Raw genomic sequence first — 23,888 nt, forward strand, 5'->3', positions numbered from 1 at the left:
CTCGCCCGCGGGGAGGCGGACGAGTACATCGGACGCACCATCGCCCAGAAGTACCAGGTCGAGGCCCTCATCGGTGAGGGTGGGATGGGCAAGGTGTACCGTGCCCGTCAGGTCGCCCTGGACAAGCTGGTGGTGCTCAAGGTGCTGCGTCACACCCTGCTGGGGGATGACCGGACCGTGGCCCGCTTCAAGCGCGAGGCCAAGGCCGCCAGCCGCCTCAACCACCCCAACTCCATCAGCATCCTCGACTTCGGCGTGACAGAGGACGGCGCCCTCTTCATCGCCATGGAGTTCGTGCCGGGGCAGGACCTGCACACCGTCCTGAGCAAGGACGGCCCGCTGCCCGAGCCGCGCGTCATCCGCATCGTCAGCCAGGTACTCTCCGCCCTCTACGACGCGCACGCCGCCGGCGTCATCCACCGGGATCTCAAGCCCGAGAACATCATGGTGGAGCAGCGCCGCAACGAGCCGGACTTCGTGAAGGTGCTCGACTTCGGCATCGCGAAGATCCAGGACGGCGAGGACGGCCCGACGCTCACCCGCACCGGCTTCGTCTGCGGCACCCCCGAGTACATGTCTCCCGAGCAGGCCCGCGGCGCCACGTTGGATCACCGCTCGGACCTGTACGCCGTGGGCGTCATCCTCTACCAGCTCATCTCTGGCCGGCTCCCCTTCGAGTCCGACTCCGCGGTGGGTTACGCCACCAAGCACCTCACCGAGGAGCCCGTCCCTCCGTCGCGCAAGCGCCCGGAGATCCGCGTCTCCCAGGCCATGGAGCGGCTCATCATGCGGGCCCTCTCCAAGAGCCCGGATGACCGGCCGCAGGACGCGGAGGCCTTCAAGGCCGAGCTGCTCGCGGTGGAGAAGGAGCGGGAGCGAGAGCCGCGAGAGCGCCGCTCCAACGTGGCGGCCACCGGCCGGCGCACGGCGGCGGCCTCGGCGGGGGTGTTCGCCCCGCTGCCTCGCCGGGCTACGCCTCCTCCCAGCGGGGTGAGCACGGAGATCACCGATCCGTGGGGGAAAAACGAGTCCGACGCCACCGTGCGCGCCATGCCCGAGCGCATGCAGCCCGGTGCCGCCATGGCCCGCATGTCCCAGGAGCGCACGCAGCTCGCTCCCCCGAGCCGGCCCGCGCCGGAGCGGGAGCGGGAGCGCCCGCCGCCGGCCCTGGCGCACGCGCCCGTGCGCTTGGCCACCGAGAAGCTCCCCACCGAGCGCTCGGCCACCGAGAGACTCCCACCCGTCGAGCGGGCCCCGGCGGCCACCGTCAACCATGCCCTGGCCAACGACAAGACCGAGGCCATCGTGGCCACCATTCCCGACCCCGGGGGCGGGTTCGGTTTCCTCAAGGCCTTCGTGCTCACGCTGGCGCTGGGGACGCTCGGCCTGGCCGGCTACTGGTTCTACACGAGCTGGCGCAACCAGGCGACGAAGGAGCCCTTCGTTCCCCCGGTGAACGCGCCCATCCCCGGCCGCGAGGGGGGCGCCTTCGTGCCCGATCCCTCCATGCCCCTGTACGAGCAGCAGATCCCCAAGGATCCGCGCAACCTCGGGGAGGCGCAGCGGCGGCAGCAGGCGGGGTACGACGCCTACAAGAACAAGAACCTGGATCTGGCCGCCACCGAGTTCCGCAACGCCTTCGTCCTCAACCCGTCGCCCGAGCTGTCGCTGATGCTCGGCGAGGTGTACTGGGCGCGTGAAATCACCGACGAGGCGCGCGGCTGGTGGAGGCGCCACCTGCGCGACCTGCCGGACTCCAAGGCCCGCGCCACCATCCTCAAGCGGATGCCGGACCTGTCCTCCGCCGCCGGCCGTTAGCCGGAGGCGGGGGGTTCAGCCCATCAGCTCCACCTGGACGATGTGCTGGCCCATGCGCACCCGGTCTCCCGGGCGCAGCGGCCGCTCCACCCCCGAGGGGATGCGCACATAGGTACCCAGGCCTCCGGAGAGATCCCTCAGCTGGGCACCGGCGAGGCTGAAGCTCAGCTCGCAGTGGCGGCTGGCCAGCCCCTCCTCCTGGCCGTAGCTGAAGTCGCAGTTGGCCTGTCCAAGCGTCAGCAGCGGAGCCGAGGTCACCACCGTCCGGCCGCTGCGGCCTCCCACCAGCACCTCCTCCACGCCGAACACTCCCTGGCCGGGGGGCACCGGGGCGCCGTAGACGGTGGGGCGGCCGGCGAGCGGCGGCGGGGCCTCGAGCTTGCCGAGGAAGCGGAAGAGGCGCTGGCCGATGCTGAAGAACGACAAGGGGAGGAGCGTCTCCACACCTGGGATGGTGACGTACACCCCCGAGGCGCTGGACTCATCGCGCACATGCAGCACGTTGTCCTTGATGAGGAACGAGGCGTGCTGGGCGGAGACGAAGGCATCATCGGCGAAGAGGATGGCGCCCCGGGTGCGGCCCACGGTGCAACCGGTGATGGGCAGCTTGAAGCGCTGGCCCCGCGTGGAGCCGGCGATGACCGCCAGCCCGAAGCGGGAAGCGACCGGGGCGGGACGAGCACCCGGGGCGGGCGCGGCGCCGGGCCTGGGCGCCGGGACGGGCGGCGCGGCGGGGCCGACGGGGCGCGTCATGGGCAGGGGAGCCGCTACGGGGCGCGGGGCGGACACGGGCCGGGCCGCGAGTGGGATACCTCCCGCCACCGCGACGGGGGCCGGGGTGCGCGAGGCCGGACGGAGACCGGGCGGGGCCTCGGGCGGACGGGCGGTACCGGGCGGGGGCCGGGGGACACCCGGGACGGGCCTGGCCGGAGAGGGAGCGGGCGCTACCCGGGCGGGTGAAGCATTCACCGGGGCCGGCGTCTCGATGAGGGGGGTGCCGCAGCTCGCGCAGGCCTCGGCACGAGGGGGATTGTACCCGTCACAGTTCGGGCAGACGACGGCGAGAGCGGACAGCAGGAGCTGTGACATGAGCGGATCGACTCTAGAAGTGGGCGGAACACGGGGTCAACGAAAGCGAATCCCTCGTAAATCCCAAGGACGTGACGTTGCCCCCCCTGGGGGCGGCAGTTACCATTGCTGACGCTTCGATGATCCGCCTCAACGACATCCTCCAACGGGTTGCGTCCTATCACCCGGACCCCGATCTGGACATCATCAAGAAGGCGTACGTCTATTCGGCCAAGGTGCATCAGGGCCAACTACGCAAGTCTGGTGAGCCCTACCTCATCCACCCGCTCGAGGTCGCCGGACTTCTGGCCGAGCTCAAGCTGGACGAGGCCTCCATCGTCACCGGCCTGCTCCACGACACCATCGAGGACACGCTCGCCACCGCCGAGGAGCTCACCGAGCTGTTCGGCCCCGAGGTCGCCCAGCTGGTCGACGGGGTGACCAAGCTCTCCAAGTTCTCCGCCTCGGCCACGCTCTCGCAGGAGGAGAAGCAGGCGGAGAACTTCCGCAAGATGATCATCGCGATGGCGCAGGACATCCGCGTCATCCTGGTGAAGCTGGCGGACCGCACGCACAACATGCGGACGTTGGACCACATGTCCGAGGAGAAGCAGCGGCGGATCGCCCAGGAGACGCTGGACATCTACGCCCCGCTGGCCAACCGCCTGGGCATCAGCTGGATCAAGACCGAGCTGGAGGATCTGTCCTTCCGCTACGTGAAGCCCCAGGACTTCGTGGCGCTGCAGGACAAGCTCAACAAGCGCAAGAAGGAGCGGGAGAAGTACATCGAGGACGTCAGCACGCTCATCCGCACGAAGCTGGAGGAGCGGGGCCTGTCGGGCGACGTGAGCGGCCGCTTCAAGCACGTCTACAGCATCTACAAGAAGATGAAGTCGCAGGGGATCGAGTTCGAGCAGATCCACGACATCATCGCCTTCCGCATCATCATGCCCTCGGTGCCCAGCTGCTACGAGGCGCTGGGCCTGGTGCACCAGCTGTGGAAGCCGGTGCCGGGCCGCTTCAAGGACTTCATCGCCATCCCCAAGCCCAACATGTACCAGTCGTTGCACACGACGGTGGTGGGGCCGTTGGGCGAGCGCATCGAGGTGCAGATCCGCACCCCGGACATGCACAAGGTGGCCGAGGAAGGCATCGCGGCGCACTGGGCGTACAAGGAGGGCAAGGCGGTCTCCGTCAGCAAGGACGACGAGAAGTTCGCCTGGCTGCGCCAGCTGATGGAGTGGCAGCAGGACCTCAAGGATCCCAAGGAGTTCCTGGAGACGGTGAAGGTGGACCTCTTCACCGACGAGGTCTTCGTCTTCACGCCTCGGGGTGACGTGAAGAGCCTGCCGCGAGGCGCCACGCCGGTGGACTTCGCCTATGCCATCCACTCGGACGTGGGTGGCCGGTGCGTGGGCGCGAAGGTGAACGGGAAGATCGTCCCACTGCGCTACAAGCTGAAGAACGGGGACACGGTGGAGGTGCTCACCAGCCCGCAGGCGCACCCGTCCAAGGACTGGCTCACCTTCGTCAAGACGAGCCGCGCGCAGCAGCGCATCCGCGCCTTCATCAAGCAGCAGCAGCGCGAGAAGAGCCTTCAGCTGGGCCGCGAGCTGCTGGAGCGGGAGCTCAAGCGCTTCCAGCTCAACTTCAACCGGCTGCTGAAGAACGGCGAGCTGAAGAAGGTCTGCGAGGAGCTGGGTTACCGGGTGGAGGACGACCTGCTGGTGGCCGTGGGCTACGGCAAGGTGGTGCCCAACCAGGTGATCTCCCGCGTGGTGCCGCCGGAGAGGCTGGCGGCCAACTCGGGGGAGGGGAAGGGGACGTCGGTGGAGTCCTCTGCCGCGGCCTCCAGCAGCAGCATGTTGCCGGGCCTGTCGAGGGTCACCGACTTCGCCAAGAAGCTGGTGGGCAAGCAGAACAGCAGCGGGGTGCAGATCGGCGGCGTGGACGACGTGCTGGTGCGCTTCGGGCGGTGCTGCAACCCGGTGCCGGGAGATCCGATCGCGGGCTTCATCACGCGAGGCCGGGGCGTGACGGTGCACACGGTGGGCTGCGACAAGGCGTTGGCGACGGATCCGGAGCGCCGCGTGGACGTGTCGTGGGACGTGCGTGGCGACTTCAAGCGCCCGGTGACCCTGCGAGTGCTCACGGCGGATCGGACGGGCCTGCTGGCGGACATCTCGAACACCTTCTCGAAGAAGGGCGTGAACATCTCCCAGGCCAACTGCCGGGCGACGGGGGATGACCGGGCGGTGAACACCTTCGAGGTGACCATCTCGGACCTGAAGCAGCTCACGGACCTGATGCGCACCATCGAGCGTCTCCCGGGCGTCTACTCCGTCGAGCGCATCTAGGTCCCGCCTCCCCACCTCCTCCCTCTCCCTCTGGGAGAGGGTCGGGGTGAGGGTATGGGACCCCTCGAGTTCATTCCCGCATTCCCGATGTCCCTGGCGCAGGCCCGCCCGCTCGTCCTCGTGGGAAGGGGCCGCTGACGGTGCGCTGCGGCGAGCGGGGAAGCTGCACATGATGCCAGGCGGAGCGCCTGTCGGGGCGCTCGCGACTCCCGAGTGAGGAGAGGCACCATGGACGAGACGGATCCAAGGACGTTCCAGCCCCTGCCGGGTGTGCGCTGGGGCGCGGTGGCCACGGGGGCACTGTTGGGGGCGGCGGCGTGGCTGGTGCTCCTGCGCTTCGTGGATGAGCCTCGGGACTTCATACGAGGGGACGGGCCCGGAATCGGGCTCCGGCTGTGGTGGGTGGTGGCGCCGCTGCTGGCAGCGGGGGTGGCGTCATGGACCGGGGCGTCCGCTTCGGGAGAGCAGGGCATCCGAGGTGCGTACCTGCACGGGCTGCTGGCCTGCGCGGGAGCGCTGCTGCTGGCGGCGGTGGCGGGGCCGGGAAGCGTGGGTGTCCTTCCCCAACCCGTGTGGAGCGGGCTCGCGGCGATGGTGGGCGCGGTGACGGGCGCCGCGCTGGGGCGTGCCCTGCTCGCCGGGCGAGTGGTGGCACCCCGGTTGCGCTCCGGGGCTGGAGGGGAGCGCATCGGGACACGGAAGTCCCGTGTGCCGTGGCGCGAGGTGCTCCTGGGCCGGAGGGGCACGCCGGAGGCCCGGCGATACGAGGACGCGGGGCACCGGGACCAGGAGCTGCACTGACGGCGGGACGCGCGGGCGAGGCACGACACGACGGGCAACCAGGGAGCGACGGGCATGGCGGCAGACTCGACGCAGGAGCTGAGGAAGGGCCTCGAGGTGCGTGCGGCGGACGGCAAGCGCCTGGGGACGCTGGTGGGGCTCGAGGGTGGAGCCCTGGTGGTGGAGCGCGGCTTCTTCTGGCCCCAGCGCTTCACCATCTCCCGCAGTGACGTGGGGACGGTGGTGGACGGGGAGGTGCGGCTGCTCACCGGAGCCGCGCCGCGCGCGGTGCGCTCCGAGGTAGAGGAGCCCGCGGTGCGCGAGACGCCCCTCGCCAGCGCGGGCACGCACGAGGAGTCGGGGGACGTGCGGGTGCCCCTGGCGCGAGAGGAAGCCCTGGCGCGAGTCCGCACACGTGACGTGGGCGCGGTGCGCGTGCGCAAGGTGGTTCGCACCGAGCTGAAGCAGCTCACCGTGGAGGTACGGCGCGAGGAGCTCCTGGTGGAGCGCATCCCCGTCCAGCCGGGCGCCTCCGACGCCTCCGCGCGAACCTCGGGCATGTTCGAGGAGCTCGAACAGGTCATCCCGCTGTGGCGCGAGGACGTGGAGGTGGTGAAGCGCCCCGTGGTCTACGAGGAGGTCCACCTGAAGAAGGCCGTGGAGCGACGCACGTGGACGGAGGAAGTGCCCCTGCGTCGCGAGGAGGCCCGCGTGGAGGAAGAGGGCGACACGCACTCGCACTGAGTGCGGTGAACAGGTCCCGTCCGAGAGGGTTGGCCGGTCGCCGCCTCCGGTGGTAGAGCCGCCGCGGACTCGCGGCCGCCGCTGGCCGCCTCACCCCGAGGTGTATTCATGGCTCGCAAGATCGTTCACTCCGACGACGCGCCCAAGGCGATCGGCCCCTATTCGCAGGCCGTGCAGGTGGACGCCGGGAAGATGACCTTCCTGTCGGGGCAGATTCCCCTGGATCCGAAGACGATGGAGCTCGTCCAGGGTGACGTCGTCGTCCAGGCGGATCAGGTGATGAAGAACCTGGGGGCCGTGCTGAAGGCCTCGGGCCTGGACTTCTCCCACGTGGTGCGCTGCACCATCTTCCTCGTCGACCTGGGCGACTTCGCCAAGGTGAACGAGGTCTACGGCCGTTACTTCCCCGGCCAGCCTCCCGCGCGCGTCACCGTGCAGGTGTCCGCGCTGCCCCGCGGCTCCAAGGTGGAGATCGACGCCATCGCCGTGTCCTGACCCTCTCCCAGGGGGAGAGGGAGTTGAAAAAGAGAAAGGCCGCCGGACCCGCTTCGGTCCGACGGCCTTTTTCATTCAGGAGCCTCGCGAGAGGCGGCGCGGATTACTTCTGGTCCGCCGCCATCGGAACGCCCTTCTTCTTCAGCTCCTCGTCGATGACGCGCTTGAAGGCATCGACGGGCTGCGCGCCCACCAGCGAGCGGCCGTTGATGAAGAAGGTCGGGGTACCGTTGACGCCCACGCGGCTGGCCTCGGCCATCTCCGCGGCGATCTGCGCCTCGAACTTGTTGCTGTCCAGCGCGGCCTTGAACTTGGGCATGTTCAGCTTGAGCTCCTCGGCGTAGCGCTCCAGCGAGACGCGATCCAGGGCGCGCTGATTGGCGAACAGCTTGTCGTGGTACTCCCAGAACTTGCCCTGCTCACCGGCGGCCAGCGCGGCGGCGGCGGCCGGCTTGGCGTTCGCGTGGAACGGCAGCGGCGAGTTCTTGAAGGCGATGCGCACCTTGCCGTGGTAGTCGGTCTCGATCTGCTTGAGCGTCGGAACGGCGCGGCTGCAGAACGGGCACTCGAAGTCGGAGTAGGCCACGATGGTGACGGGGGCGTTCTTCGGGCCGATCGCCGGAGCGTTGCCGACCTCGATGTTCTGCACGGGGGCCTCGGCCGGAGCCTGGGCCTGCGGGGCGGAGCCATTGGACTTCAGGCCCTCCTCGATCAGCTTGCCGTACAGCTCCTCCGGCTTGGTGCCGGCGGCCACCAGCTTGTTGGCGCGGGCGAGCTCCTCGTCGATGACGCGCTTGAAGGCCTCGAAGGGCTGGGCGCCCACGAACTCACGGCCGTTGACGAAGAAGGTCGGGGTGCCATTGGCGCCCACGGCGGCGCCGGCGGAGGCATCGGCCTCGACCTTCGCGCGGTACTTGCCGGAGTCCAGCGCGGCCTTGAACTGGCCCATGTTCAGCTTGAGCTCCTCGGCGTAGCGCTCGAAGGTGGCGCGGTCCAGCGCGCCCTGGTTGGAGAAGAGCTTGTCGTGCATCTCCCAGAACTTGCCCTGCTCATGAGCGGCCATGGAGGCCTCGGCGGCGGGCTTGGCGTTCGGGTGGAAGGACAGCGGCTGGTGACGGAACACCACGCGCACGTCGTTGGGGTAGGCCTCCTTGATCTGCTTGAGCGTCGGGGTGACGCGGCTGCAGAAGGGGCACTGGAAGTCGGACCACTCGACGATGGTCACCTTGGCGTTCTTCGGGCCGAAGGAGGGGGAGTCGGCGGGCACGTCCACCTTGCGGTAGGCGGTGGCCGGGGCCTCCTGCTGCTGGGGGGCGGCCTTGGGAGCGGACTCCACGCCCTTGGCGAGGATGGCGGCGTACACCTGGCTCGCGGGAGTACCGGAGCGGGTCATGGCCTCGGCCTTGCCGAGCTCCTCGTCGATGATGGCCTTGAAGTTGTCGATCGGCTGGGCGCCGGAGAGGAAGCGGCCGTTGATGAAGAAGGCCGGGGTGCCGTTGGCGCCGAGCTTGCCGGCCAGGGCCTGGTCACGATCGATGAGGGCCGACAGCTTGGGGTTGGTGAGGTCCGCCTTCCAGCGGTTCAGGTCCAGCCCGATCTCGGTGGCGTACTTCTCCAGGTCCGCGTCCTCGAGGGCCTTGGCGTTGGAGAAGAGCTTGTCGTGGTACTCCCAGTACTTGCCCTGCTCACCGGCGGCCAGGGCGGCCAGGGCGGCGGGCTTGGCGCGCGGGTGGAAGGAGAGCGGGTTCTCCTTCATGACGACGCGCAGCTTGTTGCCGTACTGCTTGCGGAGCTGCTCCACGGTCGCGTTGGCGCGCGCGCAGAACGGGCACTGGTAGTCGGAGAACTCGACCAGCGTGACGAGCGCGTCCGCGCTGCCGATGACCGGAGAGCCATCGATGGGCACCTTGAAGACGGTGGGGTCCACCGGGCGCGCGTTCGGCCGGGACGGGTTGGCCGCGGCGGCGGCAGTGGGCTTGTTGCCAGCGGCGGAGTCCTTCGAGGGGCCGGTGACAGCACGGCCACCAACGAATCCCAGCACCAGGCCCACCAGCAGGGCCACGATCACATTGGGTTTCATGAGTCTGTTCTGCTCCTAGGGTACGTCGTCAGTTCCGACTGCGGTCCCGGGCTTTGCTCAAGTCAGCAGGGCGCGGGTAGATAACAGAGCCCGTTCGGAGCACGCAAGGCGACCCAGGCGTGCCCGACCCGGGCGATGAATCCACCCAGGGCCCCGGAAACACAACGGTTTTCGGCTGGAATTCCCCCGTCCCGGCGTCCGCTCACGCCTACACCGAAGCCATGCGGCCGGGCGTGGGCGTGGATGCTTCGAGGACGCGTGAGGGGTCGTTCCGCCATCGCCCCTGTGGTGACCCGAGCCATTCCGGAGTTTCACCCGGAATTTCCGGGGGATTTCCTTCCTGGGACGGATGGCTGCTCCTCAGAGGAGCTGCAGCACCCGCTCCTCCAGCCGGCGGCCTCGCGAGACGCCGAGGATCAGCACGCCCGTCTGCAGCAGGTGGCCCACCACGCGGCTGATGACCTCCTCGGGCTTGTGGCTCTGGCCATCGAAGCGGACGTGGAGGACCGTCTCGCCCTCCATGCGCGCGGAGGTGACGCCGGGGAGCGACTCGAGCTCCGGGACGATGACGGTGCCGCGGGCCACCTGGACGCGGAACTCGGCCGTCTGGCTGGTGAGCTCGGCCATGGTGCCGGCCTGGGCCAGCTTGCCCCGATCGAGGATGGCCGCCGCGTCGCACAGCTCCTCCAACTCCTGGAGGTTGTGGCTGGACACCACCACCGTCTGCTGCTGGCCCCGCATGTCGCGGATGACCTGGCGCACCTGGGCGGCGATGCGTGGATCCAACCCCGCGGTGGGCTCGTCGAGCAGCACCAGCGGTGGCTTGCCCATGAGCGCCTGTCCCATGGCCACGCGCTTGGCCATGCCGTGGGACAGCGCCTGCGTCTCCACGTTCCAGGCCTCCAGGAGGCCCACCTTGTCGAGCGCCTCGCGTGCCTCGGTCTCCGGCTTGTCCAGGCCGCTCAGCCGCGCCCAGTACGTGAGGAGGGCGCCCACCTTCCAGCCACCCGGGAGCACCGCGTCCTGGGGCAGCGCGCCCAGCGCTCCCTTGAGGGCTCCATCCTTCGAGGGGTCCACTCCCATCACCCGCACGGTGCCGCCGGTGGGGTAGAGGTAGCCACACATCATGGAGAAGGTGGTCGTCTTCCCGGCGCCGTTGGGGCCGATGAGCCCGTACACCTGGCCGCGCTGGACGGTGAAGCTCACACCATCCACCGCCATCTTCGGGCCGAAGCGCTTGGTGACGTTGACGAGATCGATGGCCAGCTCGCTCACAGGTCCCTCGCGCGCAGAACGAAGAGGGCGCCGCCGAGGAACAGCAGCGCGAAGGCGGCATACGCCGCACCGCTCACCGCGAACTCGGCGAGCCGGGGGTGCAGCAGGTTGTTGGCGTAGTGCGAGGGCGTCAGGTAGCGCACGTACGACAGCGGGCTCTTCTCCGTGGCGAAGCTTCCCATCAGGTTCACCAGCCAGAAGCCGAAGAGCATGAAGATGTTGAAGATGAGGCTCAGCGCGGGGGCGCGGAAGACGCTGGAGCAGAAGGTGGTGAGCGCCAGGTACGCCAGCGAGAACACCACCGCGGCCAGCCAGAACTTCAGCAGGTTGATGGCGAAGGAGCCGGGGGTGAATTCCGGCGTGGTGAACGCGGCGTAGATGAAGATGGCCAGGTCGATGACGAGCACCAGCCCCAGCAGCACCGTGGCCTGGGACAGGAACTTGCCCAGCAGCAGCGACGAGCGCCGCGAGCGCACGGTGAGGTAGCGGATGGAGCGCGGGCCCACCTCGCCGCTCACCTGATCGAAGCCCATGATGGCGATGTAGACGGGCAGGAAGAAGAGGGTGACCTTGAAGACCACCAGCACGACCAGGGGCACCTGCGCCAGGGCCTCCATCATCGCCTGATCGCCCCCCAGCAGGAACCCGAGGAATCCCTGGCGGAACTGGTCGGCCACCTGCGAGGCCGCGGCGGCATCCGCGCCGGCCTGGGCCACCTGGGTGTCCAGCTGCTCGCGCAGGGCCTTGGTGATGCCTCCCACCACGAGCAGCACCAACAAGGAGAACATGCTGTAGAGCGCCAGCAGCGCCACCACCCGAGCGCTGCGCACGGTGCGGCGGCACTCGGCGCTCCAGATCACTGCGGTCTCATTCAATCCGTTCAAGGCGGGTGGACCCTACCGGGCCCGGCGGACGCTCGCCAGGATTCTCGCTCTCCAGGCGACCTTCACGATGGAATGGACGGAACGCCCGGGACAGGTACCATTCCGGCCCCCCCACCCCTCGCGCGACGGTCCCGCATGACCCTTTCCCGTGCCCTCCCCGCCACGCTGCTCCTGCCCTTGTTCATCCTGCTCGTCGGTGCGGACGAGGGGAGCGCGGGGGAGACCCCTCCGGCCATCGAGGTCGCCTTCTCGGATGGCGGAACGGCGGCGGTGGCCGAGGTCACGGACGGCTCCGACGGTGGGACGGCGGTGGCCGAGGTCACGGACGGCGGGGTGCTGCCGGGGCTCGTTCCTCCCGTGCCCGTGCCCTCGCGCGAGGCGGACCCGCCCATCGCCCGCCTGCGCTCGTTGGCTCCCAAGCAGGACGTGCTCGCCCGCGCGAAGCGGGATGCGCAGGGGCGGCTGGTGGTGCCGGGGCCCAACGGCAACGTGCCGCTGACCATCGATCCGACCCTCCAGTCGCAGCTCAAGGGGCTCCTCGAGCAGTACCAGGTGCCCTACGGCGCGGTGGTGGTGCTGGAGCCGTCCACGGGCCGGGTGCTGGCCATGTCCGAGCACTCGCAGGCGCAGCCGGGGCTGCGCGGACTGGCCACGCGCGCGGTGTTCCCCGCCGCGAGCGTCTTCAAGATCGTCACCGGCAGCGCGCTGCTGGAGGCCGGCGTGACGCCCATGGACGAGACGTGCTTCCACGGCGGCAAGCGGCGCCTCTCCGAGAAGCTGCTGACGGACAGCGAGCGGGATGGCCAGTGCCACTCGCTGGCCGAGGCCATGGGCAAGAGCGCCAACGTCGTCTTCGCCAAGCTGACGCAGCGCTACCTGTCGCCCGGGGCGCTCAAGCACGCCGCGGCCCGCTTCCGCTTCAACCGGGAGATCTCCTTCCCGGTGCCCACGGACGTGTCGCTCGCCTCAGTGCCGGACAGTGACGAGTTCCGCTTCGCGCAGACGGGCGCGGGCTTCGGGGACGTGTACCTCTCGCCGCTGCACGGCGCGCTGCTGGCGGCCGTGGCGGCCAACAAGGGTGTCTGGAAGGATCCCGTGCTCTTCGAGCCCGACCCGAACGCTCCGCCCCAGCCCCAGTCCGGCGAACAGGTGCTGTCGCCCGAAGTGGCGCACGACCTGACGACCCTGATGGAGGCCACGGTGACCAAGGGCACCGCGCGCCGCATCTTCCGCGAGCGCGGCATGGGCGTGCCGGGCGCGGTGGGCAAGACGGGGACGCTGGCGGACCGCAAGCCCTTCCGCGACTACTCGTGGTTCGTGGGCTTCGCGCCCAAGGACAACCCGAAGGTCGCCGTGGCGGCGGTCATCGTCAACGAGCCCCTCTGGCGCATCCGGGCCACGTGGCTCGGCCGCGAGGCCATGCGTCTGGGTCTGGCGCGCCTGCCTCCCGGGTCCCTGGCGCCCGCGAAGGAAGATCCATCCGCGCCGCACGAGGACGACTCCGTCGAGGAGGAGTCTTCCGAGGACGATGCTCCCGCCGATGAGGTGGCCGGCTCGCCCGCCTCCCAGGCTCCGGCCATGAAGGCCGCGACCACCGGGCCCTGAACCACCACGGGGAGCCAGGTGAGCGCCCGGACCCCGCCTCGCCCTCCGCAGCGATGGCTACCCGATAGGAATCAGGGGCACCTCTCCGAGGAGGGGCTCCTCATGGTGTGCTAGCGGACCTCTTCGTGCTCCCGGGGAGCACTGGACATCCGCCGGGTACTCTCCAGATTCGCGAGACCGTGTGGCGTGTGTCCACACGGTGGAGGGGGAAAATCCATGTCTCGCAAAGGCTTGCTCTGGTTGGCCAGTGGCTGCGCGTTGTGGTGTGCCTGCGGCCCGCTGGATGAATCGATCGAGGCCGATCCGTCATCCGAGATCACCGAACAGCTCGGAGCGGAGTCGAACTGGCGCAATGAGGCTCGCTGCCAGCCGCCCGTCATGATCGGGGATCTCACGCCAGCACCTGGCCACACCAACGTGCTCGATCAGGCCGAAGTGGATGGGGCGGTCTTCATCAGCACGATCAACGTCTCGGTCGGCACCTACGCCTTGTGGAAACTGGAGGATGTGTCGAGGGGCCGCGAGCCGGCCGAATGGAGGACCACCCTTCTGCTCGGCGATCTCTCCGAGTCTCCCAGGTTCCTCACCGCAGTGGGCCGGAAGCTCTTCTTCATCGTCGATGACGGAGTCCACGGCGAGGAGCTGTGGAAGAGCGACGGCACACCCGGGGGCACGGTCCTGGTCGAGGACATCAACCCCCTGGGTGACGCCTTCCTCGCCTCCTCCCCGCGCCCCGTCGTCGTGGGCCGGACGCTCTACTTCGCCGCCAACGATGGTGTCCACGGCGAGGAGCTGTGGCGCAGTGACGGCACGGCTGGCGGCACCCGGATGGTGAAGGACATCGCCCGAGGGGCCGCGAGCTCCTCGCCCGGTCCGTTCCTGGTGGCCGGCCACCGGCTCCTCTTCGCCGCCGATGACGGCGTCCACGGCCGCGAGCTGTGGAAGAGCGACGGCACGAGGGATGACACCCGGCTGGTGAAGGACATCGCCCGAGGGCCCGCGAGCTCTTCTCCCGACTCACTGCTCCGGATGGACAACGGCCGGGTCTTCTTCGTGGCCGACGACGGCGTCCACGGCCGCGAGCTCTGGAAGACCGATGGCACCCGGGACGACACCCGGCTCGTGGAGGACATCCGCCCCGGCCCCGAGGGCTCGAGTATCGCGGAGCTGACCGTGGCGCGGCGGACGCTCTTCTTCACCGCGGATGACGGGGTCCATGGCGTCGAGCTCTGGGCCTCGAGGGGCTGCGCCGACGATACCCGGCTCGTGGAGGACATCCGCCCTGGAGCGGAGGGCTCGTTGCCGCTCGAGCTGACCGCGCTGGACGGGAACGTCATCCTGACCGCCGACGATGGCACCCACGGCCGCGAGCCCTGGCGGAGCGATGGCTCGCCGGAAGGCACGCTGCTGCTCGCGGACACCCATCCGGGCTCGCCTCCCCCCGGGTTCGAGGTGGGGAGTCTGGTCGCGGCGGGGGAGAAGGTCTTCTTCTATGCGCACGCGCCCGATACGGGCAAGGAGCTCTGGGTCACGGATGGATCTCCCGCCGGCACGCGGCTCGTGAAGGACATCTGGCCGGGTCCCGCCAGCTCCATCTCGGGAGATCCCTTCCTGCCCTTCCCGGTACGTGGCGGTGTCTTCTTCCAGGCCTTCACTGATGTCCATGGGGTCGAGCCGTGGTGGTCCGATGGCACCGAGGAGGGAACGGAGATGGCGGACATCGCGCCGGGAGCCGCGTCGTCGTCCCCGTTCGCCTTCATCGCCACCCGTGAGTGGCTCTTCTTCACGGCGGATGACGGCGTTCACGGAACCGAGCCCTGGGCGCTCCCCGTGGCCTGCTTTCCGAGACGCTGAGCCCCACGAGGGCCCATGATCCACGAGGGGCGGGCATCCGCGCGACACCGGGTGCCTGCCCTCGGCGGGGACGTGGTGCTACCGGGGCGAGAGCTTCACCAGCCCCGCGTCCACGAAGGCCCGGAAGTACTTCAGCGCCTCCAGCTCCTTGATGGGAGACACGCTGATGATGGCGCCCAGGTCGCGCTTGCCGTCGATGCGCGACAGCAGGTAGCGCTCGGGCGAGCTGAGCTGCAGCGTCTTCAACTGCGCCGCCGACACCACCAGCGAGGGCACCTGCGGCTTGTCCAGCATCTCCCGGCGCAACGCGCCCTGTAGCGCGGCCTCCGCCGAGCGCAACAGCGCCTCCGTCTCCGGCGTGGCCGACATCTCGTACGCCCGGCGCGCCAGCGCCTCTCCATCCCGGAAGTTGCCGTTCGCCAGGAACGACTGCGCCGCCTGGATGACCTCGCTCGTGGGGGACTCGGCGCCGAGCACGTCCGCGTCCACCACCTGCGCCTCTTCCTCGTCCTCGACGGGGGCCGTCCGCGGGCGTCCCGCGGGCGGCGCGCTCCGCACCTTCACCGCCTCCATCCGGTAGAGCGCGTACAGCCGCTGGTACACCAGGAACTCCGAGGCGTGCAGCACCTTGGCCATCTCGTCGATGCTCAGCCCCTCGCGGATGCGCTTCACCAGCTTCGCGTCCAGACTGCCCGCCTTGGGCGGCTCCGCCAGCCGGCTCTCGTCCAGCGCCAGGTACAGGTTCCCCGAGGGGAAGGCCGTCCGGATCGCCTGCCAGGCCGTCTCGCGGAACTCGCCCTCGCGGTGCACGTCCGCCAACTCCACGCGCGCATCCACGCCGTCGATCTCCGCCACCGGGCCCGCGTCGAAGGAGAACTCGCCGTCCTCCCAGGGGAACATGTCCAGCAGCGTCTCGCGGAACTTCAGGTTGAGCGCCGCGCGCACCGTCTGCTCGGGCACCAGCCCCGTCATCACCAGGATCTTTCCCAGCGGCACCCGCGTCTCGCGCTGGGTCGCGTAGGCCTTGCTGAACTGCTCCTCGTTCAGGTGCCCCATGTTGATGAGGAACTGCCCGAGGAACTCGCGCGGCTGATTGGAGCTGGCGCTCAGCACCTGCCCGTCGCGCAGGAGGAGGAGCTTGCGCACGCCCGCCCGGGTGACCCTCAGCGTCCCCATCACCCGCCGGCTGCCGAGGTACGCGACGAGATCCTTCAACGGCATCGTCGAGAAGTCACCTGACAGACCGCGCATCGCAGCACATCCTTCGTCCGAAATGATTGTCCGAATCTACTCGAAACCGAACTGTTGCCTCTGCGACCAGGCCAAGGACGTGCTCGAGCGGGTGCGCGAACGCATCCCCTTCGATCTGGTGGAGGAGGACATTCGTGCCGACCCCGCCACTTTCACTGCCTTCCGGTACGACATCCCCGTGGTCATCATCGACGGCCACCAGGCGTTCAAGCTCCGCCTGGAGGAAGGGGAGGTCGAGGCGTACCTCCGGCGGGTCATGGATGGCACGCCCGTTGCTCCTTCCGGGGACCATGAGGGGTAATGGCCTTCCCAACCCCAGGAAAAACATGGGGATGGAAGGGAGTAGGGGTGGGTGAGGCTGTAAACCTGGGGATGGGGCGGAGAAGCGATGTGGAAAAAGGTTCTGGCCGGAGGGGAGGGGCAGTGGCGTTGAGGCGCAAGCACAAGAGGGCGGACCAGCCGCTGACGGTGCTGGTGGTGGAGCCGAGAGCGGGAGACCTGGAGCGGACCCGGCTGGTGCTGGGGGAAGCGGGCTTCCGGGTGGTGCCGGTGACGCGCTTCGACGCGGCGGGGCCACTGTTCGAGGCCATCCGCCCGGACGCGGTGGTGCTCGCCGCGCAGCCCCCGGACTTCGCGGCGGTGTCGGTGGCGCGGCGGCTGCGGCAGATGGGCCGGGGCGCGGTTCCCCTGCTGTACCTGGTGGATCCGGAGGACACCGAGGCCCACCGCCACTGCCTGGAGAAGGGCCTGTGCGTGGACATGGTGCCGCGCACCGGCTCGGGCGAGGAGCTGGTGCTGCGCCTGCGGGCCCAACTGCGGCTGAAGAAGGCCGTGCGGCGGGCGATGCAGCCCGAGGACGCGGGCTCGGCGGCCCTGCATGATCCGCTCACCGGGCTGTACACCCGCACCTTCCTGCTGGAGCTCATGACGCTGGAGATGCGGCGCACCGAGCGCTTCGGGGGCAGCTTCTCCGTGGTGGCCGGATCGCTCGAGGACTTCCGGAGCCTGCGCAAGGAGGCGGGACGGAGCGTGGCCGAGCGGCTGCTCGTCTACAGCGCGGTGGTGTTCGGCCAGACGGTGCGCGAGGCGGACGTGGTGGCGCGCGTGGGCGAGGATGAGTTCGCCGTGCTGCTGCCGGGGACTCCGGCGGAGGGCGTGCCGGACGTGATGGCCCGCGTGAGCGAGCGCTTCTCGCTGGCGCGCCTGCAGGTAGAGGGAAAGGTGCTGCGCCCATCGCTGGCCCTGGGCGCGGTGAGCTACCCGGACACGATTGGGGCTCCGGCCCAGTTGCTCACCCACGCGTTGCAGGCGTTGCGCCGGGCACGCGAGGAGCGGCGGGGCGTTGGAGTGGGACTGACGGTTTGATGAGGGGCGGACCCGTCGAGGGTAGGCCCTGGGGTGATTCGCGATGGTGAGGGGAGGCGAGGGGATGGATCGGATCGCGGTGCTGGTGGTGGACGACGAGGAGCAGGTGCGGACGTTCCTCGCCGAGCTGCTGGGCAGCTCGGGGTACCAGGTGCGCTGCGCGTCGAATGGGACTCAAGCCCTGGAGATGCTGGCCGGGGGCTCGTTCGACGTGGTGTTGCTGGACGTGATGATGCCGGAGATGAGCGGTCTGGAGGTGCTGCGGCGCTACCGTTCTTCCGGTGGCAACGCGCCGGTCATCGTGCTCTCCGCGCTGTCGGGCGCGGAGGACGCCATGCGTGCCATGAAGCTGGGCGCCAGCGATTATCTGTCCAAGCCCTTTGGCAACGACGAGCTGGAGGACGCGATGGCGCGTGCGCTGGGCAGCCGCATGCCGGCGCGCCAGCCCGCGGCGAGCGCACCGGTGGCGGCCCAGTCGGCGGCACTGGTGGACGCGGGTGCGGAGCGGTTGCTCATCTCGCACTCGCCGGCCATGCGCCGGGTGCGGGCGCTGGTGGAGCGCATCGCGGACACGGACGTGCCGGTGCTGTTGCTGGGTGAGTCCGGCACGGGCAAGGAAGTGATTGCCCGAGAGGTCCACGCGCGCAGCAACCGGCGCAACCGGCCGTTCATCAAGGTGAACTGCGCGGCGCTGCCGGGCGAGCTGCTGGAGAGCGAGCTCTTCGGCCACGAGCGAGGCGCCTTCACGGGCGCGACGGCGGAGAAGCCGGGCAAGTTCGAGCTGGCGGATCAGGGAACGATCTTCCTGGACGAGATCGGCGAGATGGCCATCCGGCTGCAGGCCAAGCTGTTGCAAGTGCTGCAGGACGAGGAGTTCTTCCGGGTGGGAGGCAAGAAGAGCGTCCGGGTGGACAGCCGGGTGGTGGTGGCGACGAACCGGGACCTGGAGCGGGAGATCGAGCTGGGCAACTTCCGCGAGGATCTGTTCTACCGCCTGAACGTGGTGGCGATCCGGCTGCCGCCGCTGCGCGAGCGCCCGGAGGACGTGGTGCCGCTGACGGACCACTTCCTGAAGAAGTACGGGCGGCAGTACATGAGCGGGGTGGCGGAGCTGCCGCCGGAGGTGCTGAGGGCCTTCACGGAGTACGAGTGGCCGGGCAACGTGCGCGAGCTGGAGAACATGGTGCGCCGGCTGTGCGTGCTGAAGGATCCGACGCTGGTGCTGGACGAGCTGCGCGCGGGAGGCCGTGCGCCGGCGAGCGCGCCGTCGTTGCCGACGTCGTACGCGGGAGACGGGGACGTGGAGCCTCCGGCGCCGACGGTGGTGCGGACGCCGGTGACGGTGCCCGCGGCGGGTGGTGGCACGGCGGTGCAGGTGCTGGAGATGCCGTCGAAGGGGAACGTGCCTCCGGCGGAGGTGCCAGCGAACCAGGTGGTGCCGCCGGTGGTGCGTTACGCGAACCCGTTCGACGTGCCGCAACCGCCGCCGCCGCCGCCGAGCGTGCCGGAAGGAGAGATGTCGCTGAAGGACATTGGCAAGAGGGCGGCGATGCTGGCGGAGCGCGAAGCCATCCTGGCGATGCTGCAGCGGACGGCGTGGAACAAGAGGAGGGCGGCGAGCAAGCTGCGAATCAGCTACAAGGCGCTGCTCTACAAGATCAAGGAGTGCGGCATCGTGGATCCGAGGGCCTCGGCCGAGTTCTGAGCCGGACAAAAGCCCCTATCGGATCAAACGGAGTCAACCAGGTCAGACCCTCTCCCTCTGGGAGAGGGACGGGGTGAGGGTAACCGGCCCCGTGTTCAAACCTGTCCGTCCCAGCAAGAGGCCCCGAGTACCGCCCAAGGTACCCGGGGCCCTGCTTTTCAGGGCGCCCCGAACGGCCAGCCCGAATCCTCTCCAAACGAGCAAGCGAGCCTTCAGGACAGGGTCGTCATCCGGAGGGTATCTGCCCACCTTTCCCGCCGAGTTCCAGGCCCGCAGGGGCGTGGGATGTCTCGCAGGAGGTCTGGCCATGATGGGAAGACTGACGCCGCCAGTATCCGAGCGCGATCATGTGAGGGGCCCGGCTGAAGCACGCGTGACACTGGTGGAGTACGGGGATTACGAGTGCTCCTACTGCGGCGAGGCCTACGCCATCATCCAGGCGGTGAGGCAGAGGCTGGGAGGGCAGGTGCGCTTCGTCTTCCGCAACTTCCCGCTGTCCGAGCTGCATCCGCGCGCGCGTCTGGCGGCCTACGCCGCCGAGGCGGCGGCCCTGCAGGGCCGCTTCTGGGAGATGCACGGCCTGCTCTACGAGAACCAGGAGTCACTCGAGCCCGATGATCTGATCGGCTACGCGGAGCTGCTGGGGCTGGACGTGGAGCAGTTCGACCGGGACGCGGGAAGCCGCGCGGTGGCGGAGCGCGTGCGTTCCGACTGCCTCGGAGGCGCACGCGGTGGAGTCAGCGGCACACCGACGTTCTTCATCAACGGCCAGCGATATGAAGGGAACTGGGCCGTGCGCCCCCTCTTCGGGGCCCTGGAAGCGGCCCTCGCGGAGGCCGACTCCCAGGAACAGTGGCGCTGAGCGGCGGAGGCTTCGCCGCTCAGGCCTCATGGTGGAGTGCCCGGTCCTCTACTCCGGGAAGTGAATCACGCGACCGTCATCACCCACGGCCCAGATGTCGCCCGACGAGTAGATTGCGATATCCCGCAGGGGCTTGTCCGCGGTGTAGGCGGTGGACCACGTGCCGGCGGCACTCAGCCGACGGATGGTTCCGTTGGTACTGGCATCAGTGACGTAGATAGTGAAGGAGTCCGGTGCCACCACGCTGGTGAACGGGGCGGTGGTGTTATCCGTTGGTGGGTTCACTCGCGTCCAGTTTGTGGCTCCGTCCCACTTCACCACCAAGCCCCCATCGCCCACCGCATAGGCGATGTTGGAACTGGCCATCCACACACCACGCAAGGCGCCGCTGTACCCGTTGGGTGTACTCACCGAGTGATACGTCGCGGTACTTCCGGTGCCAGGATAGCTGGAGATGTACGGTGTCGAAGATCCTCCTGTGTCTCCCACGGTGAGCAGTTTCGTGGAGTCCAATCCGTGGATGTCGAAGTAGGTTTGGGGGTCCAGGTTGTAGCGCTCCTCCAGCGAGACTCCAGGTGACCACACGTACAGCCGCCCCCGGTCGTCCACGACATAGAGCAGGGGAGAGAACCCGGTGAGGCCTTCGAGAGTATTGCCAGAGGAAACGGTGATCTGGTTGGAGCAATTTTCACCGTCGTGCTCGGCCAGATTTCCTCCACTACCGGCCAAAAACACGTGATTGTTGTTGGGGCTCACCCACGCGGCACGCCAGTTGACGTTACCGCAACTCCCATCCAGGCTCTTGAAAGCCGCGCCTGCGGCGGGTCGGATCGCGAGCTTGCCGCCATCACCCGCCATCCAGACCCGTCCGTCAGCGCCGAGCGCCACGGTTTTCCACTGGCGGCTGTTTCCTGTGAGGGCGGGATCATTGACCACCTTCCACCCCTTGCCCCCGCAGATGTTCTCCTCGTCTCGCTGCTTATCGCAGTTGTTGTCCCGGTCGTCGCACACCTCGGCCTTGTTGTGCCGATTGTATTTGTCCTGATCATCGCAGTCGTCCGTATTGAGGACGAAGCCCGTGGGCGGTGTTGTGTCAGGGCACACCTGGGCCGGGGTGCCACGCTCGTCACCCGCGCCGTCGCCGTCTGCATCTGGGTAGTACAGGGTCGGGGTGGGGGCGTTCTTGCAGAACAGAGCGTTGCGGTTGTCATTGCAAGCGAGCTGCCCGCCCGGACAGGGGACGTCGCACGGATCGCCCTTGGTCTCGAAGCCTTCGTCCACCGTGCCATCGCAGTCATCGTCCACTTCGTCGCACCGAGCTTCGGAGACATCGGCACGCGGATAGACTGCGGGGTCCGAATCCTTGCAGTCCTTGGCGTTCTGCACATAGCGGGTTGTGCCCGAGTCCTCGGGCTTGGTGCAACTCCGCAGCGGTGAGACATCCGGGTCGCCGAAGCCGTCACCGTCCTTGTCGGCGTACCACCGGGTTATGGGATCATCGACGTTGAATGTCTTGTCGTCGCAGTCCGTACCGTTGCGGTCGGTGCTGATGTAGCCATCCCCATCCTCATCCGGAGCCTCCAAAGTGAGGGCGACCTGCTCGATGGCTCCCTTCTTCTGGAGCGTCACTTCGCTCACGTCGCGGGCCACGACGTTCCCCTCGCACGACTTCTCGTGGGCCGTCGTTGTGATCTCCAGAGTGTGGCTCCAGCTCTCCTGTCGGAACACGGCGAACACCACCTCCCGGGTCTCACGATCGAGCACGGCGAGCTGATCACGCGTCTCCCGGTCCGTGCCTTCCGCATCTTTGGCGGTCACGGTGATGCAACCGGCATTGAATGTGTAGGAGACCTTCAGCCGGACGGCTGCTTCTTGCGCCTTTGGTTTGCACCCGACTCCGACGAGAGTCAGAAGCAGGAGAAGCGAGGTGAGTCGACCCATGATGTTCCTCCCGTGGCCCCGCCTTGAACGGCGGGGCCGCGAAGTCGCACCGGGGCTCAGCCCCGGTCCCGGCGTACCAGCACCTTCTTACCGCGTAGGGTGGTCTGGCGCAGCGCCGTGATGATCTGCTCGGCCTGTGACTCGGGCACTTCGACGAGCGAGTAGTTGTCGCCGATCTCGATGGCCCCGAGCCGCTTGCCCTCCACGCCCGCCTCGCCCGTGATGGCACCCACCAGGTCCCCGGGACGGAGTCCCGTGCCCCGGCCGGCACCGATGAACAGCCGGGTCATATCGAAGTCCTGCGCCGGACCCGCGCGGCGTTTGGCGCCTCGGGGCTCCTTCGCACCCGGCCCCCCGGGCCCCGGGCGAGCAGCCGCCCGGGCATTCTTTCCCGGATGCGGGCGCTTCTCCGAGGGAGGGGGCAGTGTGGGGATGTCCTCTTCCTCCTCCTGCCCGTGGCCCTCCACCTGCGCGTCGTGGAGCAGCTTCACCGAGGCGGCGGCCACATCCACCAGGTCGAACTCGGAGGCGAGGCTCTCCACCACGGAGCGGTAGGAGTCGAGCTCGCCGGCCACGAGGGCCTCGCGCAGGGAGGCGCGCACCAGCTCGAGCCGGCGGGCGCGCAGGTCCGCCACGGTGGGCACGGTGGCCACTTCGATCTTCTGGCCCGTGAGCTTCTCGATGTTGCGCAGCAGGCGGTGCTCGCGGGGCTCGGCGAGCGTGATGGCCACGCCCTCGCGGCCGGCGCGGCCGGTGCGGCCGATGCGGTGGACATAGGCCTCGGGGGCATTGGGCACGTCGTAGTTGACGACGTGGGTCAGCTTCTCGATGTCCAGTCCGCGCGCGGCCACGTCGGTGGCGACGAGCAGATCCACCGCGTGGGCCTTGAACTGCTTGAGGACGCGGTCGCGCTGGGCCTGGTCCATGCCGCCGTGGAGGGCCTGGGCGCGCCAGCCCCGGCCGTTGAGGGACACGGTGAGCTCGTCCACCTCGGTGCGGGTGCGGCAGAAGACGATGGCGGCGGTGGGGGCCTCGACGTCCAGCACGCGCCCGAGCGTGGCGGCCTTGAAGGCGCGCGGGACGATGTAGGCCGTCTGGCGCACGCGGGGCCCGGTGCCGGGCGCCACCTTCTCCTTGGCGATGCGCACGTGGACGGGATCGCTCAGGTGGCGCTCGGCGATGGAGGCGATGCGCGGGGGCAGGGTGGCGGAGAAGAGGGCCGTCTGGCGCTCCTCGGGGGTGGCCTCCAGCAGGGACTCCAGGTCCTCGGCGAAGCCCATGTCGAGCATCTCGTCGGCCTCGTCGAGCACCACGGTGCGCACGGAGTCGAGCAGGAGCGACTGGCGCTTGAGGTGGTCGAGCGCGCGGCCCGGGGTGGCGACGACGACGTCCACGCCGCGCTTGAGCACGCGCAGCTGCTGGCCCATGGGCTGGCCGCCGTAGATGGGGAGCACGCTCACGCCGAGCTTCTGGCCGTAGCGGTGGATGGCCTCGGCCACCTGCATGGCGAGCTCGCGGGTGGGGACGAGGACGAGCGCGGAGGTGGAGAAGGGCTCGCGCTTGCCGGGCTCGAGGCGCTGGAGGAGGGGCAGGGAGAAGGCGGCCGTCTTGCCGGTGCCGGTGGCGGCGATGCCGAGCAGGTCCTTCCCGGCGAGCAGCGGGGGCAGGGAGGCCCGCTGGATGGGGGTGGGCTCCTCGTACCCGAGCGCGGTGAGCGCCTCGACGAGGGCGGGGAGGAGGCCCAATTGCTCGAAGGTAGCGGATGTGTCGGTCGTGGGAATGGTCACGTTGAACGGGCTTGTAC

At 69.0% G+C, this 23,888-nt stretch carries 18 protein-coding genes; 11 read left to right on the plus strand and 7 right to left on the minus strand.

Translation table 11 applies throughout. The annotated features are described in order from the left end of the window. The first annotated feature begins 27 nt into the window (after positions 1 to 27). Positions 28 to 1,818: a serine/threonine-protein kinase gene (locus NR810_RS41900; RefSeq protein ID WP_407653887.1), complete on the plus strand. Its 1,791-nt coding sequence runs from the start codon at positions 28 to 30 to the stop codon at positions 1,816 to 1,818. A 15-nt stretch (positions 1,819 to 1,833) separates the two neighbouring features. Here NR810_RS41900 and NR810_RS41905 read toward each other — a convergent pair whose 3' ends face one another. Then, positions 1,834 to 2,907, minus strand: coding sequence for an FHA domain-containing protein (locus tag NR810_RS41905; RefSeq protein ID WP_257460906.1), 1,074 nt, complete (start codon positions 2,905 to 2,907; stop codon positions 1,834 to 1,836). Positions 2,908 to 3,026: 119 nt separating this feature from the next. Between NR810_RS41905 and NR810_RS41910 the strand changes: the two genes are divergently transcribed. The 4 genes from NR810_RS41910 to NR810_RS41925 all read left to right on the plus strand — a co-directional run bounded on the left by NR810_RS41910 (position 3,027) and on the right by NR810_RS41925 (position 7,262). Then, positions 3,027 to 5,243 (plus strand): RelA/SpoT family protein, encoded by a 2,217-nt coding sequence (locus tag NR810_RS41910; protein ID WP_257460907.1) that lies wholly within the window; start codon positions 3,027 to 3,029, stop codon positions 5,241 to 5,243. 228 nt (positions 5,244 to 5,471) lie between these two features. Then, positions 5,472 to 6,044 carry a hypothetical protein gene (locus tag NR810_RS41915; RefSeq protein WP_257460909.1) on the plus strand — a complete coding sequence of 191 codons (573 nt, stop codon included), beginning with the start codon at positions 5,472 to 5,474 and terminating at the stop codon, positions 6,042 to 6,044. Between the two features lie 54 nt (positions 6,045 to 6,098). Beyond that, the gene (locus NR810_RS41920; protein WP_257460910.1) at positions 6,099 to 6,767 is read left to right on the plus strand and encodes a YsnF/AvaK domain-containing protein; all 669 of its coding nucleotides are present in this window, start codon (positions 6,099 to 6,101) and stop codon (positions 6,765 to 6,767) included. Between the two features lie 108 nt (positions 6,768 to 6,875). Beyond that, a complete protein-coding gene (locus NR810_RS41925) occupies positions 6,876 to 7,262 on the plus strand; it encodes a RidA family protein (RefSeq protein WP_257460911.1) in 387 nt (128 codons plus the stop codon). Between the two features lie 103 nt (positions 7,263 to 7,365). Here the strand turns inward: NR810_RS41925 and NR810_RS41930 are convergent, their stop codons facing one another. From NR810_RS41930 to NR810_RS41940, 3 genes are all read right to left on the minus strand, one after another. Then, positions 7,366 to 9,342: a DsbA family protein gene (locus NR810_RS41930; protein ID WP_257460913.1), complete on the minus strand. Its 1,977-nt coding sequence runs from the start codon at positions 9,340 to 9,342 to the stop codon at positions 7,366 to 7,368. Between the two features lie 360 nt (positions 9,343 to 9,702). Then, positions 9,703 to 10,617 carry an ABC transporter ATP-binding protein gene (locus tag NR810_RS41935; protein WP_257460915.1) on the minus strand — a complete coding sequence of 305 codons (915 nt, stop codon included), beginning with the start codon at positions 10,615 to 10,617 and terminating at the stop codon, positions 9,703 to 9,705. Beyond that, a complete protein-coding gene (locus NR810_RS41940) occupies positions 10,614 to 11,477 on the minus strand; it encodes an ABC transporter permease (protein WP_257460917.1) in 864 nt (287 codons plus the stop codon). The genes NR810_RS41935 and NR810_RS41940 overlap by 4 nt, the downstream gene beginning before the upstream one ends. A 159-nt stretch (positions 11,478 to 11,636) precedes the next feature. On the opposite strand from NR810_RS41940, the gene NR810_RS41945 reads away from it, so the two are divergent. Both NR810_RS41945 and NR810_RS41950 read left to right on the plus strand, forming a co-directional pair. Next, positions 11,637 to 13,106: a penicillin-binding transpeptidase domain-containing protein gene (locus tag NR810_RS41945; RefSeq protein ID WP_257460919.1), complete on the plus strand. Its 1,470-nt coding sequence runs from the start codon at positions 11,637 to 11,639 to the stop codon at positions 13,104 to 13,106. A gap of 216 nt (positions 13,107 to 13,322) precedes the next feature. Next, positions 13,323 to 14,960 carry an ELWxxDGT repeat protein gene (locus tag NR810_RS41950; protein ID WP_257460921.1) on the plus strand — a complete coding sequence of 546 codons (1,638 nt, stop codon included), beginning with the start codon at positions 13,323 to 13,325 and terminating at the stop codon, positions 14,958 to 14,960. A 78-nt stretch (positions 14,961 to 15,038) separates the two neighbouring features. Here NR810_RS41950 and NR810_RS41955 read toward each other — a convergent pair whose 3' ends face one another. Continuing rightward, entirely contained in the window at positions 15,039 to 16,211 is a 1,173-nt protein-coding gene (locus NR810_RS41955) for a DUF4388 domain-containing protein (protein ID WP_257460922.1), read from the minus strand. A 22-nt stretch (positions 16,212 to 16,233) separates the two neighbouring features. On the opposite strand from NR810_RS41955, the gene NR810_RS41960 reads away from it, so the two are divergent. The 4 genes from NR810_RS41960 (at position 16,234) to NR810_RS41975 (ending at position 20,143) form a co-directional block, all read left to right on the plus strand. After that, positions 16,234 to 16,512, plus strand: a complete 279-nt coding sequence (locus NR810_RS41960; protein ID WP_257460924.1) for a glutaredoxin family protein — start codon at positions 16,234 to 16,236, stop codon at positions 16,510 to 16,512. A 122-nt stretch (positions 16,513 to 16,634) separates the two neighbouring features. Beyond that, on the plus strand, positions 16,635 to 17,576 hold the full coding sequence (locus tag NR810_RS41965) for a GGDEF domain-containing protein (protein ID WP_257460926.1): 942 nt from the start codon (positions 16,635 to 16,637) through the stop codon (positions 17,574 to 17,576). Between the two features lie 64 nt (positions 17,577 to 17,640). Continuing rightward, complete coding sequence (locus NR810_RS41970; RefSeq protein WP_257460927.1) at positions 17,641 to 19,281, plus strand: sigma-54-dependent transcriptional regulator; 1,641 nt, start codon at positions 17,641 to 17,643, stop codon at positions 19,279 to 19,281. A gap of 307 nt (positions 19,282 to 19,588) precedes the next feature. Then, a complete protein-coding gene (locus NR810_RS41975; protein ID WP_257460929.1) occupies positions 19,589 to 20,143 on the plus strand; it encodes a DsbA family protein in 555 nt (184 codons plus the stop codon). Positions 20,144 to 20,191: 48 nt separating this feature from the next. Here the strand turns inward: NR810_RS41975 and NR810_RS41980 are convergent, their stop codons facing one another. Together NR810_RS41980 and NR810_RS41985 are read right to left on the minus strand one after the other, a co-directional pair. Continuing rightward, positions 20,192 to 22,084: a putative metal-binding motif-containing protein gene (locus NR810_RS41980; RefSeq protein ID WP_257460931.1), complete on the minus strand. Its 1,893-nt coding sequence runs from the start codon at positions 22,082 to 22,084 to the stop codon at positions 20,192 to 20,194. 56 nt (positions 22,085 to 22,140) lie between these two features. Next, a complete protein-coding gene (locus NR810_RS41985; RefSeq protein WP_326522541.1) occupies positions 22,141 to 23,871 on the minus strand; it encodes a DEAD/DEAH box helicase in 1,731 nt (576 codons plus the stop codon). Positions 23,872 to 23,888: the final 17 nt, after the last annotated feature.

This window comes from Archangium lipolyticum (assembly GCF_024623785.1).
GTDB lineage: Bacteria > Myxococcota > Myxococcia > Myxococcales > Myxococcaceae > Archangium > Archangium lipolyticum.

Coding starts and splice junctions, on each gene's coding strand:
- NR810_RS41955 (WP_257460922.1), bottom strand. CDS start 16,211: ATGCGCGGTCTGTCAGGTGACTTCTCGACGATGCCGTTGAAGGATCTC.
- NR810_RS41910 (WP_257460907.1), top strand. CDS start 3,027: ATGATCCGCCTCAACGACATCCTCCAACGGGTTGCGTCCTATCACCCG.
- NR810_RS41915 (WP_257460909.1), top strand. CDS start 5,472: ATGGACGAGACGGATCCAAGGACGTTCCAGCCCCTGCCGGGTGTGCGC.
- NR810_RS41905 (WP_257460906.1), bottom strand. CDS start 2,907: ATGTCACAGCTCCTGCTGTCCGCTCTCGCCGTCGTCTGCCCGAACTGT.
- NR810_RS41975 (WP_257460929.1), top strand. CDS start 19,589: ATGATGGGAAGACTGACGCCGCCAGTATCCGAGCGCGATCATGTGAGG.
- NR810_RS41920 (WP_257460910.1), top strand. CDS start 6,099: ATGGCGGCAGACTCGACGCAGGAGCTGAGGAAGGGCCTCGAGGTGCGT.
- NR810_RS41980 (WP_257460931.1), bottom strand. CDS start 22,084: ATGGGTCGACTCACCTCGCTTCTCCTGCTTCTGACTCTCGTCGGAGTC.
- NR810_RS41925 (WP_257460911.1), top strand. CDS start 6,876: ATGGCTCGCAAGATCGTTCACTCCGACGACGCGCCCAAGGCGATCGGC.
- NR810_RS41960 (WP_257460924.1), top strand. CDS start 16,234: ATGATTGTCCGAATCTACTCGAAACCGAACTGTTGCCTCTGCGACCAG.
- NR810_RS41970 (WP_257460927.1), top strand. CDS start 17,641: ATGGATCGGATCGCGGTGCTGGTGGTGGACGACGAGGAGCAGGTGCGG.
- NR810_RS41950 (WP_257460921.1), top strand. CDS start 13,323: ATGTCTCGCAAAGGCTTGCTCTGGTTGGCCAGTGGCTGCGCGTTGTGG.
- NR810_RS41930 (WP_257460913.1), bottom strand. CDS start 9,342: ATGAAACCCAATGTGATCGTGGCCCTGCTGGTGGGCCTGGTGCTGGGA.
- NR810_RS41945 (WP_257460919.1), top strand. CDS start 11,637: ATGACCCTTTCCCGTGCCCTCCCCGCCACGCTGCTCCTGCCCTTGTTC.